At 70.7% G+C, this 12,708-nt stretch carries 12 protein-coding genes and 1 pseudogene; 6 read left to right on the top strand and 7 right to left on the bottom strand.

Annotation, left to right across the window (positions count from 1 at the left end; genetic code table 11):
* The first annotated feature begins 358 nt into the window (after nt 1-358).
* The 3 genes from IE239_RS18580 (at nt 359) to IE239_RS18590 (ending at nt 4,134) form a co-directional block, all read left to right on the top strand.
* The gene (locus IE239_RS18580; protein WP_373308113.1) at nt 359-1,816 is read left to right on the top strand and encodes an APC family permease; all 1,458 of its coding nucleotides are present in this window, start codon (nt 359-361) and stop codon (nt 1,814-1,816) included.
* A 108-nt stretch (nt 1,817-1,924) separates the two neighbouring features.
* Nucleotides 1,925-3,415, top strand: coding sequence for an aldehyde dehydrogenase (locus tag IE239_RS18585; protein ID WP_190150456.1), 1,491 nt, complete (start codon nt 1,925-1,927; stop codon nt 3,413-3,415).
* Complete coding sequence (locus IE239_RS18590; RefSeq protein ID WP_229878173.1) at nt 3,412-4,134, top strand: gamma-glutamyl-gamma-aminobutyrate hydrolase family protein; 723 nt, start codon at nt 3,412-3,414, stop codon at nt 4,132-4,134. Before IE239_RS18585 ends, IE239_RS18590 begins: the two co-directional genes overlap by 4 nt.
* 104 nt (nt 4,135-4,238) lie before the next feature.
* On the opposite strand, the gene IE239_RS18595 is transcribed toward IE239_RS18590, so the two are convergent.
* The 4 genes from IE239_RS18595 to IE239_RS18610 form a co-directional block, all read right to left on the bottom strand.
* Nucleotides 4,239-4,400 (bottom strand): hypothetical protein, encoded by a 162-nt coding sequence (locus tag IE239_RS18595; RefSeq protein WP_190150457.1) that lies wholly within the window; start codon nt 4,398-4,400, stop codon nt 4,239-4,241.
* A gap of 224 nt (nt 4,401-4,624) precedes the next feature.
* A complete protein-coding gene (locus IE239_RS18600; RefSeq protein ID WP_190150458.1) occupies nt 4,625-5,473 on the bottom strand; it encodes a bifunctional methylenetetrahydrofolate dehydrogenase/methenyltetrahydrofolate cyclohydrolase in 849 nt (282 codons plus the stop codon).
* 26 nt (nt 5,474-5,499) lie between these two features.
* The gene (gene purU, locus IE239_RS18605; protein ID WP_190150459.1) at nt 5,500-6,345 is read right to left on the bottom strand and encodes a formyltetrahydrofolate deformylase; all 846 of its coding nucleotides are present in this window, start codon (nt 6,343-6,345) and stop codon (nt 5,500-5,502) included.
* 18 nt (nt 6,346-6,363) lie between these two features.
* Nucleotides 6,364-7,485 (bottom strand): aminomethyl transferase family protein, encoded by a 1,122-nt coding sequence (locus IE239_RS18610; RefSeq protein ID WP_190150460.1) that lies wholly within the window; start codon nt 7,483-7,485, stop codon nt 6,364-6,366.
* Between the two features lie 115 nt (nt 7,486-7,600).
* On the opposite strand from IE239_RS18610, the gene IE239_RS18615 reads away from it, so the two are divergent.
* The gene (locus IE239_RS18615; protein WP_229878174.1) at nt 7,601-8,221 is read left to right on the top strand and encodes a TetR/AcrR family transcriptional regulator; all 621 of its coding nucleotides are present in this window, start codon (nt 7,601-7,603) and stop codon (nt 8,219-8,221) included.
* A 142-nt stretch (nt 8,222-8,363) separates the two neighbouring features.
* Here the strand turns inward: IE239_RS18615 and IE239_RS18620 are convergent, their stop codons facing one another.
* Both IE239_RS18620 and IE239_RS18625 read right to left on the bottom strand, forming a co-directional pair.
* Nucleotides 8,364-8,933, bottom strand: coding sequence for a MarR family winged helix-turn-helix transcriptional regulator (locus IE239_RS18620; protein WP_190150461.1), 570 nt, complete (start codon nt 8,931-8,933; stop codon nt 8,364-8,366).
* A 138-nt stretch (nt 8,934-9,071) separates the two neighbouring features.
* Nucleotides 9,072-10,292 (bottom strand): metallophosphoesterase, encoded by a 1,221-nt coding sequence (locus IE239_RS18625; RefSeq protein WP_190150462.1) that lies wholly within the window; start codon nt 10,290-10,292, stop codon nt 9,072-9,074.
* Between the two features lie 258 nt (nt 10,293-10,550).
* On the opposite strand from IE239_RS18625, the pseudogene IE239_RS18630 reads away from it, so the two are divergent.
* Nucleotides 10,551-10,934, top strand: a pseudogene (locus IE239_RS18630) (MFS transporter); the annotation flags it as partial.
* A gap of 50 nt (nt 10,935-10,984) precedes the next feature.
* On the opposite strand, the gene tnpA reads toward IE239_RS18630, so the two are convergent.
* On the bottom strand, nt 10,985-11,425 hold the full coding sequence (tnpA, locus tag IE239_RS18635) for an IS200/IS605 family transposase (RefSeq protein WP_190150463.1): 441 nt from the start codon (nt 11,423-11,425) through the stop codon (nt 10,985-10,987).
* A gap of 27 nt (nt 11,426-11,452) precedes the next feature.
* Here tnpA and IE239_RS18640 point away from each other — a divergent pair, with 27 nt between their 5' ends.
* Nucleotides 11,453-12,685, top strand: coding sequence for an RNA-guided endonuclease InsQ/TnpB family protein (locus IE239_RS18640; RefSeq protein WP_190150464.1), 1,233 nt, complete (start codon nt 11,453-11,455; stop codon nt 12,683-12,685).
* Nucleotides 12,686-12,708 lie beyond the last annotated feature (23 nt).

The raw sequence follows: 12,708 nt of genomic DNA on the forward strand, positions 1-12,708 counted from the left end.
CGGGGTCTGCGAACCGGCCGAACGGGGGTTCGCCGCTCGTGAGCCGCCAAGCGTCCCCTGGCGGGCCATGGCTGAGGGCTGCGACCTGATCCGCGACTGCATCGCCCGGGTCGTCCCCGGCTTCGAGGGCTTCGACCCGGCGTGTACGCGATCCCGGCGGGTTCGTCCTGCCGCACGGGCCGCGCGGCGGCCGTCACTTCCCGGCCTCGGTCGGCAAGGCCTGCTTCACCGCCTCCGTGTCCGCAGAAGGAACTTTCCGCACCCCCTTGCCAAACGGATAGTTCCAGCCCAACATGAGGCAACTCGTTTGGCTCAAAACAAAACCCCGCCCCTCCCCGTCTCCGGCAGGTGAACTCGAGTGGACAGTCAAACCGCGCTTCCCGTACAAGCTGGTCATGATGTCTCCATGGCAGGCAAGCTCAAGCCCGACTCTCTCGGTGTCCTGGGCATTCTTTTCTTCGTTCTCTCCGCCCAGGCGCCGCTGACGGGCATCGCGGGGGCCGTACCCATCGCCGTCGGCATCGGCAACGGTGCGGGTGTTCCCGCCGCCTACCTCGCGGCCGGCGTCATCGTCCTGCTGTTCTCCGTCGGATTCGTCGCCATGGGCCGCCATGTCGTGGACGCCGGAGCCTTCTACACCTACATCGGCAAGGGGCTCGGCCGCCCGACCGGCTCCGGCAGCGCCGGGGTCGCCCTCTTCGCCTACTGTGCCGTCCAGGCCGCCATGTACGGGCTCTACGGCGCCACGGTGAGCGGCCTGGTCGAGCACTACACGGGCACCCATGTGGCCTGGTGGGTCTGGACGCTGGTCACCATGGTGATCGTGCAGGTCCTCGGCGCCTCGGGCATCGAGATGGGCGCCAAGATCCTCGCGGTGTTCGTCCTCGCGGAGTTCAGCATCCTGATCGCCTTCGCCCTCGTGACCTTCTTCAAGGGCGGCGGGCCCGAGGGCCTCGGCTTCACCGACAGCTTCTCGCCGTCCGCCGCGCTCAAGGGCGCTCCCGGTGTGGCGCTGATGTTCGCCGTGGCGTCGATGTTCGGCTTCGAGGCCACCGCGATCTACGGCGAGGAAGCCCGCGAGCCCCGCAAGACCGTCCCCCGGGCCACCTACCTGTCGGTCGCGGTGATCACGGGCTTCTTCGCCTTCACCTCGTGGATGCTGGTCTCGGCGCACGGCGCGTCCCAGGTGACCGCCGATGCCGGCAAGGCGCTGCAGAGCGGCGACGCGGCGAGCTTCGTCTTCGCCCCGATCACCGACCTGTTCGGCGGCTGGGCGGGCGACGTGCTGCCGATCCTGCTGGCCACCTCGCTCTTCGCGGGCATCCTGGCCTTTCACAACTCCGCCAACCGCTACCTGTTCTCCCTCGGCCGCGAGGGTCTGCTGCCCCACAGGCTGACCGCCATCAACCGCCGCCACTCGCCCTGGGTCGCCGGAACGGTGCAGACCGTGCTCTCCGTGCTCCTGGTGATGCCCTTCGCGATCCTCGGCAAGGACCCGGTGCTGACCCTCTTCTCCTGGTTCAGCGGGGTCGCCGTCCTCGGCGTCATGCTGCTGTACTTCCTGACCTCGGCCTCGGTCGTCGTGTTCTTCCGCCGCTCGCGCGCCGACACCCGCCCCTGGAACACCCTGATCGCCCCGGTACTGGGCGCGCTCGGCATCGCCGGGGCCATCTGGCTCATCATCGCCAACTTCACGACCCTCATCGGCGGTGACCGGACCACGGCCGTGTGGCTCCAGGTCACCGTACCGGCGGTGCTGGTCCTCGGCGTCGCCGCCGCCCGGATGACGCGGTCCCGGGCAGGGACCACCGACTGAGCGGTGCTGCCCCCACGGATACGGCCGGAGCCCGCGCCCCGGCCGTATCCGGCCTTCTGCCGAACCGCGCGAGTCGTCTGTCACCGAACGAGATGGAAAGGAGAGCGCGTGCTGAGCGCCACCCATGAGGAACTGCTGCGCCGCAGCAAGGAACTCGATCTGCCCACACAGCACCACATCGACGGCAGGAGCGAAGCCGGCGACGGTGGATCGTTCGCCGTGATCTCCCCGCGCGACGGTCAGACCCTGGTCCGGGTCGCCGACGCAGGGGAGGCCGAGGTCGATCTCGCCGTCGCGGCGGCCCGTCGCGCCTTCGACCGGGGGCCGTGGCCGCGTCTCGCGCCCGCCGAACGCGGCCGGGTCCTGCTGCGGATCGCCGACCTGCTCGAGGAGCGGCGCGAGGAACTGGCGCTGACGGTGAGCCTGGAGATGGGCAAACCGGTCACCGACGCGTACGCCGTCGAGCTGCGCGCCGCGATCAACACCTTCCGCTGGTACGGGCAGCTCGCCGACAAACTCACGGACGAGGCCCCCCATACCGCGCCTGACGCGCTCGCCCTCGTCACCCGGGAGCCGACGGGTGTCGTCGGCGCCGTCGTGCCCTGGAACTTCCCACTGACGCTGGCCGGTTGGAAGGTGGCTCCGGCGCTGGCGGCCGGCTGCACGGTCGTCCTGAAGCCGTCGGAGTCCTCTCCGCTGTCCGCCCTGCTGCTCGGCCGCGTCGCCACCGAGGCCGGACTGCCGCCCGGCGTCCTCAACGTCGTCACCGGTGACGGGCCGGTGGCGGGCCGGGCGCTCGGTCTGCACCCCGACGTCGACGTGCTGGCCTTCACCGGATCCACCGCCGTCGGCCGCCACTTCCTGCGCTACGCCGCCGACTCCAACCTCAAGCGCGTCTGGCTCGAACTCGGCGGCAAGTCACCGAACATCGTGCTGCCCGACGCCCCCGACCTGGAGAAGGCCGCGGCGACCGCGGCCTGGGGCATCTTCTTCAACCAGGGTGAGATGTGCACGGCGCCCTCCCGGCTGCTGGTCCACTCCTCCATCGCCGAACAGGTCACCGAGGCCGTCGTGGCACGGGCGCGCGAACTGCGGGTGGGCGACCCGCTCGATCCGGCCACCGAGATGGGCGCACTGGTCGGCGACGGCCACCTCGGCAGGGTCCTGGAGCATGTCGCCTCCGGCCTGGACGAGGGCGCCCGGCTGCGCGTGGGCGGGGGCCGGACCCTGGCCGAGACCGGGGGCAGCTACCTGCGGCCCACCGTGTTCGACCGGGTCGACCCCGGCATGCGGCTGGCCCGCGAGGAGATCTTCGGACCCGTCCTGTCCGTCCTCGCCTTCGACGACCTCGACGAGGCGGTACGTCTCGCCAACGCCACCGAGTACGGCCTCGCCGCCGGCCTGTGGACCTCCGACCTGTCCACCGCCCACAAGGTCTCGCGTGCGCTCAAGGCCGGGACGGTCTGGGTCAACTGCTACGAGGAGGGCGACCTGACCGTCCCCTTCGGCGGCATGAAGCAGTCGGGCAACGGCCGCGACAAGTCCGCCCACGCCATCGAGAAGTACACCGAACTGAAGACCACCTGGATCCAGCTGTGACCCGTACGCACCCGCGGCCCCTGATCGCGATTCCGGCCCGGTTCGCCGCCACCACGTCCGCGCTCCGCTACGCCGCCGAGGTGAACGCCCGCGCGCTGGTCGAGGCGGTGTGGCGGGCCGGCGGCGAGCCGGTGAGCGTCCATCCCGCCGACCCGGCCGGAGCCGACGTGGCCGAGCGGCTCGCCCGCTTCGACGGCGTACTGCTGCCGGGCGGCGGAGACCTGGCCCCGCACCGCTACGGAGCCGCCGACACCCATGACACCGTCTATGACGTCGACGACCTCCAGGACGTGTTCGACCTCGAAGTCGCCCGCCGGACACTGGACACGGGGCTGCCCCTGCTGGCGGTCTGCCGCGGGCTGCAGGTGGTGAACGTCGCCCTCGGCGGCAGCCTGGAACAGGACATGGGCGGCATCGACCGCGAGCACCGGCACGTCGTGCACCCGGTCGCGATCCAGCGCGGCACCCTGCTCGAACAGGCCACCGAAGCCGAGAAGACGGAGGCCTCCTGCTACCACCACCAGCGAGTCGACCGCATCGGCGTCGGGCTCACGGTCACCGCGCGGGCCGCCGACGGCACGGTGGAGGGGCTCGAACTGCCCGGACACCCCGGGTGGTTCACGGCGGTGCAGTGGCACCCCGAAGACACCGCGCACCAGGACCCGGCCCAGCAGGCCCTGTTCGACGCACTGGTGCGCGCCGCCCACGACGGACACTGAAAAGGACATGGCTCTCTTCGCCCACAGGCGACAGATGTCATCGCGGTCATGCCGTGGGACGCGCCGGCGGCCTGTCTGCCCCTGACGGCGGCTGTGCGGCAGTATCACGGTGCGAGGAGCAGCGGGGGAGTCGAGGCGCTGGGGGTGAGCCAGTACTGGTCCAGCCGCACGCCGCACGGCTGCTGGACCGGGGTGCGGAGCTCTGGCCGCGACCTGGCCGCCTGTGTCACGCCGCCGACGTCGCGGATCTGGGAACGCTCGCCCACGCCCTGGTCCGGGCGGGCCGCCGCCGCGATGCCGGCCCGGTCCTCTCCGCGGTGGCGGGCTGGTGACGTCCTGGCCGTGGGGCTACGAGGGGGACCCGGTGGAGTGCTGCACCGACTGCTCCGGTCGCGGGTAGGCGTGCGTGCGGCCCTTCGGCCGCACGGCGACATAGGCGGCGAGGGGGGGGCAGGACCGCACGGTCCTGCCCCCCCTCGCTACGCCGACATCAGTTCCGCTCCGCGGCCTCGACGATGTTGGTCAGCAGCATGGCGCGGGTCATCGGCCCCACTCCGCCGACCGGCGGGGCGAGTGAGCCGGCGACCTGGTCGACGTCCGGGTGAACGTCGCCGAGGATGCCCTCGACGGTCCGGGTGATGCCCACGGACAGGACCGTGGCGCCCGGTTTGATCCAGTCGGGTTTGACCAGGTGGGCCACGCCGGCCGCGGCCACGACCACGTCGGCGGCGCGAGCGTGGGCGGCGATGTCCTGGGTGGCCTCGTGGCACAGGGTCACCGTGGCGTGCTCGCTGCTGCGGGTCAGCATCAGGCCGAGCGGGCGGCCCACGGTGAGCCCGCAGCCGATGACGCAGAACTGCTGTCCGGTGACGGGGACGTGGTTGCGCCGCAGCAGGTCGATGATGCCGCGCGGGGTGCAGGGCAGCGGCCCGGGCATGCCCAGCACGAGCCGGCCCAGGTTGGCCGGGTGGAGCCCGTCGGCGTCCTTGGCCGGGTCGATGAGCTCCAGCACGGCGTGGGTGTCGATGTGGGCCGGCAGCGGCAGCTGGACGATGAAACCGGTGCAGGCCGGGTCGGCGTTGAGCTTGAGCACGGCGGCCTCGACGTCGGCCTGGGTGGCCGTGCCGGGCAGCTCCACCCGGATCGAGGCGATGCCGACCTGGGCGCAGTCGCGGTGCTTGCCGCCGACGTAGGAGTGGCTGGCGGGGTCGTCGCCGACGAGGACGGTGCCAAGGCCGGGAGCGATGCCCCGGCTCTTCAGCGTCTCCACCCGCTCGGTGAGTTCCCGTTTGGTGTCGGCTGCCGCGGCCTTCCCGTCGAGCAGCGTTGCGGTGGTCATGTCGTACGAGCCTCTCGGAGCGGTCGTCATGCGAAGACGACGGTGCGGGAGCCGGTGAGGACGACGCGGTCCTCCGCGTGCAGCCGGACGGCCCGGGCCAGCACGATCCGCTCGACGTCCCGGCCGATCGCGACCAGTTCGGGCGCGGTGTGGCGATGACCGACGCGGACGACGTCCTGCTCGATGATCGGGCCCTCGTCCAGGTCGGCGGTGACGAAGTGGGCGGTGGCGCCGATGAGTTTGACGCCCCGGTCGTGGGCCTGGTGGTAGGGCTTGGCGCCCTTGAAACCCGGCAGGAACGAGTGGTGGATGTTGATGATCCGGCCGGACAGCCTGCGGCACAGATCGTCGGAGAGGACCTGCATGTAGCGGGCGAGCACCACGAAGTCGACCTGGTGCCGGGCCACGAGCCGCAGCAGCTCGGCCTCCGCCTCGGGCTTCGTGGCGCGGGTGACGGGCAGGTGGACGAAGGGGATGCCGTACCGCTTCGCGACCGGCTCCAGATCGGGATGGTTGGAGACGATCAGCGGGATGTCGACGGGCAGTTCGCCCAGGTCCCAGCGGTAGAGCAGGTCGACCAGGCAGTGGTCGAACTTCGACACCATCAGCAGCACCCGGCGGCGCTGCTCCTCGGGCCGGACGGTCAGAACCGGGTCGAAGCGGGCCAGCCGCAGAGTGAGTTCGTCCCGCAGGTTCTCGGTGTCGGCCTCGGGTGTCTCCAGGCACACACGGATGGTGAAGACGCCGGTGCCGGGATCGGAGAACTGGGCGCTCTCCAGGATGTTGCCCTTGGCCTGTGCGACGCCCGCGGCGAGTGCGTGGACGATGCCCGGCTGGTCGGGGCAGCGGAGCGTGAGAATGTAGCGTTGCACGTCAGGATCTCCGTCGGGTCAGGCCCGCACGCGGGCGCGCTCGGGGTCGTACACGGGTGTGGGCCGGACCGTGGCGTCGGCCTTGGAGCCGTCGGAGGCGACGGCGGTGAGCGCGGTGCCGGACTTCACGGCGTCGCGGTGGACCCGGGCCAGACCGAGGGTGGCGCCGTCGAGGACGGGGGAGGGCAGCGCCATCGTCACGTATCCGATGTCACGTCCGTCCAGCTCCAGCCGGGCGCCCTCGGCGGCCTCCGGCGCGGCGTCCACGACGACGCTGACGACGCGGCCGGTCACGCTGTCCTTCTTGGCCAGCAGTGCGTCCCGGCCCTGGAAGGGGCCCTTGTCGAAGTCCAGCGCCCAGCCCATCCGGCACTCGAACGGCGTGACCGTCCGGTCGTACTCCAGCTCACCCATGATCATCGCGGCCTCGGTGCGGCAGGTCAGCAGGGCGATCGCCCCGAAGGCCTTGATCCCCAGGCCGGCGCCGGCCTCGAAGACCGCGTCCCACAGCTCCAGCGCGCGCTCCCGCGGGACCTGGATCTCGTAGCCGAGCTCGGCGGTGAACCCGAGCCGGCTGACCTGTGCGGGTATGCCCGCGACGAGGGTGTCGCGCAGGAAGGTGTAGTAGGGGAACGCGGTGTTGGAGACGTCGACGTGGGTGAGGCGCTGGAGGACGTCGCGGCTGCGCGGGCCCTGCAGGGTGAGGACCGCGGACTCGTCGCGGCGCTCGGTGACCGTGGTGCCGGCGGGGGCGTGTGCGGTCAGCGACTGCTGGGTGGCCGGGTTGCCGCCGGTGACGACGACGTGGCCGGGCGCGAGGACGGCCACGGTCACGTCGTCCAGCATCATCCCGTCGGCGTCGACCACGACCCCGTAGGCGATGCGTCCGGCGCCCAGCCCCTTGACACTGCGCGAGAAGACCGCGTCGACGGTGGCGACGGCGTCCTCACCCTCGACATGCCACTTGTAGAGCATCGAGTACTCCGAGGCGCCGACGGCGGTGCGGATGGCCTCGTACTCCTCGGCCGGATCACCGATGGCCAGCGGCACGGCGTTGCCGTAGATGTCGATCCACTCCTCGACTCGGTCCGCGTAGCGGGGAGCGAACGGGGTGGGGCTCAGTCCTTCGGGGATGGCCATGGGGACTCCAGCAGATAGAGGAGATGTGCGCTGCAGCGAGAATCTATCCATATGGATAACTTGTCAATAGGATAGATTGGCATTCGGGACGGGCGGACGCAAGGGAGGGCGGCGAGTGACTGCCGAGGTGGAGACGGACGGCGAGGCAGGCCAGGAGGCCCGGCCCGGTTACGGCGAAGGCCGGGGGGCGCTCCTGGAAGCGGCGGTCAGGGTGGTGGCCCGTGGCGGCCTGCGGAAACTGACCTACCGTGCCGTCGCAGCCGAGGCCGGTGTCACGCACGGACTGGTCGCCCACCACTTCGGTTCGCGCGACATGCTGCTCGAAGAGGCGCTGCGGTGGTGCGTCACCCGCAGCATCGAGACATCTTCGCTGGTGCCCGCGAGCGGAAGGCTGGAGGACTTCGCCGCGACGCTGGCCGACTTCATCGCGGCCGACCCCGACGTCCAGGCCTTCCAGTACGAGCTGAAGCTCGAATCCAGCCGGCGGCCGGAGCTGCGCCACCACGTCGACGTGCTCTACGACGCGTACCGCGATGCCGTACGCGAGGCGCTGGCCTGCTTCGACGTGTCGCAGGACATGACGGAGATCGTGTTCGCCGCCCTGGACGGCCTGGTGTTCCACCAGGTCACGTCCGGTGCACCGGACCGCACCGAAGAGAGCATCGAGGCCTTGCGCCGGCTCCTTGCGGCCTACCGCGCAGGCGTCACCCAGGGCGGCCGGCGGTACCTCGAATGAGCCGGAGCTCTCCTGCGCCGACCCCGGGGAGCGGCGATGACGAGCCTGTTCGACGGGCGTGACCGGCCGGTCCGGTCGCGCGGTACGACCCCGGCGATGAGGCGCCGGGGGTCCGGGACCTCATCGCCGGGACGGCCGCGGCTCAGGCCTTGCGGCGGCCGCTGCGGCGTGGCGCGGGGGCGGCGCCCTCCAGCAGATCCCGGCGGCGTTCCTCGCCCTTCTCCTCCACCTGCAGCACCACCCGGCGCAGTCCGTCGGCGACGGTCCGGCAGTCCGCGTCGCTGAGCTGCCCGGTGACGAAGGCCTCCTCCTCGTTGAACGCCGGAAAGACCCGCTGCATCAGCTGCTCCCCTTCGTCGGTCAGGCTCAGGAGCACCAGCCTGCCGTCGGTGGGATGGTCCGCTCGCTGTACAAGCCCGCGTCTTTCCAGCGTCCGGGCGACTCCGGTGAGCGTGCCCTTGGAGATCCCGGCCTCTTCGGCCACGTGCCGTGTCTCCGACTCGCCCCAGATCCAGACGACCCAGAGCACCACGAAGGCGGTCCACGTCAGGTCGACGCCGCGCAGCACGGAGTTCTCCAGGTGCTGCCGCACCGCCGAGGCGGCGCGATAGATGTTGGCGACGACGGCCATCTGGTCATGCCGGAAGCTGCTGCCGCCGAGCTTGGCCTCTGCGAGCTTCTCGGCTTCGGTGATGGATCGTTGGCCGGGCACGGGAACGCTCCTTCGGGCCGCCTGCGAAGGCATGGGACCTCGGTATTTGTTCGGGTCCAAATCATACTTCGTGCCGCCGGGCGAAGTCCCTACGGCCCTCGAGGACGCCTCCGGGCGGATGTGCCGGCCTGCCCGGTGCTACGGCGCGGTGGGCGGGTGCGGGGAGCGGAGTACGAGCAGGGTGATCTCGCTGGGGGCGAAGACGCGGAACGGCGGGCCCCAGAAGCCGGTGCCGCGGCTGGTGTAGAGGAGGGTGCGGGGGCCGTGGTGGCTGAGGCCGGCGAGAGCGGGCTGGTCGATGCGGACCAGGTGGTGGAAGGGCCAGATCTGGCCGCCGTGGGTGTGGCCGGACAGCTGGAGGTCGATGCCGTCGGCTGCTGCCCGGTCGACGAACTTGGGCTGGTGGGCCAGGAGCAGGACGGGCAGGTCGGGGTCGGCGCCGTCCAGGGCTCCGGCGAGGTGGGCGCGGTGGCCGGGCAGGCCGGAGGACTCGGCGGTGACGTCGTCCACGCCGGCGACGACGAGGGTGTCGCCTCCGCGTTCGAGCAGCAGATGGCGGTTGCGCAGCGGCTCCCAGCCCAGCTCGTCCATCAGATCGACCCAGCCCTGGGCCTCGCTGTAGTACTCGTGGTTGCCGGTGACGTAGACCCGGGCATGCGTGGCCCGCACGGTGCCGAGTGGGGCGGCCTGGGCGCGGCGGCGTTCGGCGGTGCCGTCCGCGATGTCGCCGGTGTGGCAGACCAGGTCGGCTTCCAGGGTGTTCACCGTCTCGCACACCCGTGCCGACCAGCGGGCGCGATCGAGCGGGCCGTAGTGGGTGTCGGTGACGAGGACGACCCGCAGCCCGTCCAGCCCGGCTCCCAGTCGCGGGAGTCGCACGTCGAGGCGGCGCACGCGTGGCACGCGGCGGGCCTCGGCGTACCCCCAGGCGAGCAGCACGGCGGTCACGCCGAGGACGGCCCATGTGACCGTCCGGGCGCGGTCCTGACTCTCGCCGACGCCGGCCACGGTCAGGGCGAGCCGCAACAGGACGCCGAGCAGCACGGACCAGGTGAACAGAACCCAGCCGACGCCCAGCAGGGTGTCACCGACGATCGCCGCCCGGTCCTGCTGACGCCGCCCGTGGCCGCGCGCCATCGCGAGCGGCATGCAAACGAGGCCGAGGACGAACACCACGGTGCCGGCCGGCGTGACGGGCTGCGGCCAGTGCTGGCCCGTGTACAGGAGCACCCAGCAGGGCACGGCCCACAGCAGGACGGGGGCGATCAGGGGGATGAAGCGCATCAGGCGGTGCAGTCGGCTCGGCCGCGGCGCCTGCGCTTCACCCTCCGTGAGCGGTGCGTTGCTGGTGTCGGTCACGCTTCCCCTCCCTGACCGCGCTGCCGTCCCGCGCACTGTATCCGGTCGCCCTCGAGCCGGCCGGACCGGCATTCATGAGCGCGACCCCCTGAGGTCCGGGGCCCCGTCGCACGCCCCCGTCGTGACGTTCGGCGATCCAGCACCCTTCTTCTACATTGCGTAGGAGTTCCACGGCGGTGTGCGTGCCGCCCCGCGCCAGGTCCCGGAGGCGGAACAGTGAGCACGGCATCGGCGGAGCAGGCGGCTCCGGCCCGGCGCATGTGGCCGCTGTACGCCGCCGGGTTCACCACCGCCTTCGGCGCGCACGGGATCGCCGCCAACCTCGGTGGCCATGCCGAGGGGGCGGTCACCTCGCTGCTGGTGCTCGGTGGCCTGCTCGCCCTGTACGACGGCGCCGAGGTGCTGCTGAAGCCGGTCTTCGGCACGCTCGCCGACCGCATCGGCGCGCGCCCGGTGTTGCTCGGCGGACTCGTCGCCTTCGCCGCCGCCTCCGCCCTGTACGTCGTCGCGGACAGCCCCGGCCTGCTGTGGGCGGCGCGCCTCGGGCAGGGCGTGGCGGCCTCCGCGTTCTCCCCTTCAGCCTCCGCGCTGGTCGCCAGGCTCAATCCGGCGGCCGGACACGGGCGGGCGTTCGGCAGTTACCGGTGATCTTGCGTGAAAGCCCCGGCGTTCGCGCCGGGGATGGATGCATTTCAAGACTGCTCTGACCCGCAGGCTGGAGCGGACGTTTTTTGCTGCTCGATGTACTGGCGGACGATCGCCAAGGGTGCTCCGCCGCATGATGCGGAGAAGTATGAGGGCGACCACAGGTGTCCGTGCGTGATGGCGTGGTTGGTCCGGCCGGTGAATTCCTGGCGTATCCGGCGGGCGGAGACGCCCTTGAGGCTGTTGACCAGCTTCGAGACGGCGACCTTGGGCGGGTAGTGCACCAACAGGTGAACGTGATCGCGTTCGCCGTTGAACTCCTTCAGCTCCGCCTCGAAGTCCTCGCACACCTTGCGCATGATCTCTTCGCAGCGTGTCAGCATCTCGTCATTGAAGACTCCGCGTCGGTACTTGGTCACGAAGACCAAGTGCACATGCATCGCCGAAATGACATGCCTGCCCCGCCTGTAGTCGTTCTGCATACCCATGAGACCAATCGTAGTAGGATCTTGGTTGTGCAGCTCCGCTACAACTACCGGGCCTACCCGGACGCTCCGCAGCGCCGCGCGCTGGCCCAGGCGTTCGGGTGTGCCCGCGTGGTGTGGAACGACTGCCTGCGCGACCGCAGGGAAGCGCACGCGGCCGGGCTGCCCTACGTGAAGTCGGCAGATCTGTCCCGGCTTCGCATCACCCAGGCCAAGCGCATCGAGGAACGCGCTTGGCTCGCCGACGTGTCCGCCGTGGTCCTGCAGCAGTCCCTGCGGGACCTGGACACCGCCTACAAGAACTTCTTCGACAGCCTCAAGGGCAAGCGGCAGGGCCGGAAGGCCGGTCCGCCCCGCTACAAGTCGAAGAAGGACACCCGGCAGTCGATCCGCCTCAACACCAACGCCTTCTCCCTCCAGGAGAACGGCACGGTGTATGTGGCCAAGGTCGGCAATCTCAAGGTCAAGTGGTCTCGTCGGCTCCCGGCCGCGCCCACGTCCTTGACCGTCACCAAGGACAGCTCCGGCCGGTACTTCCTCAGCTTCGTCGTGGACACCGAGCCGGACATCCTCCCCGGGCTGGAGGCGGAGTCCGGTATCGACCTCGGGCTGTCCGCCTTCGCGGTCCTGTCCGACGGTAGGAAGATCGACAGCCCGCGTTTCCTGCGCCGGGCGGAGAAGAAACTCAAGCGTCGTCAGCGGGAGTTGTCCCGCAAGGCCAAGGGGTCGAAGAACCGGGCCAAGGCCCGCATCAAGGTCGCACGCCAGCACGCCAAGGTGGCGGACCGGCGTCGGGACTGGCACCACAAGGCATCCACACAGATCATTCGCGACAACCAAGCGGTGTACGTGGAAGACCTCGCGGTGTCCGGCCTCGGCCGTACCCGGCTCGCCAAGTCCGTGCACGACGCGGGATGGTCCGCGTTCGTCGGCATGCTGGAGTACAAGGCGGCTCGGCACGGCCGCACCTTCGCCAAGGCGGACCGCGCTTTCCCGTCCTCTCAGGTCTGCTCGGCCTGCGGATTCCGGGACGGACCCAAGCCCCTGCACGTCCGCGAGTGGACGTGCGGCGAGTGCGGTGCCATGCACGACCGCGACCACAACGCAGCCCGCAATGTCCTCTTCGAAGGACGCCGAATCGTGGCCGCCGGACGGGCGGAGACGCCAAACGCCTCGTGGAGCGCCGGTAAGAAGGGTTCTCGAAACCGAGTGTGGGGGCTGGGTTTGTGCTGGTCAGGCATAGTGCTGGGGTGGGTGAGGTAGATCCGGTGCGTCCGTGGAGGTGG

The organism is Streptomyces humidus, assembly GCF_014649655.1.
In the GTDB taxonomy this organism is placed as follows: Bacteria; Actinomycetota; Actinomycetes; order Streptomycetales; family Streptomycetaceae; genus Streptomyces; species Streptomyces humidus.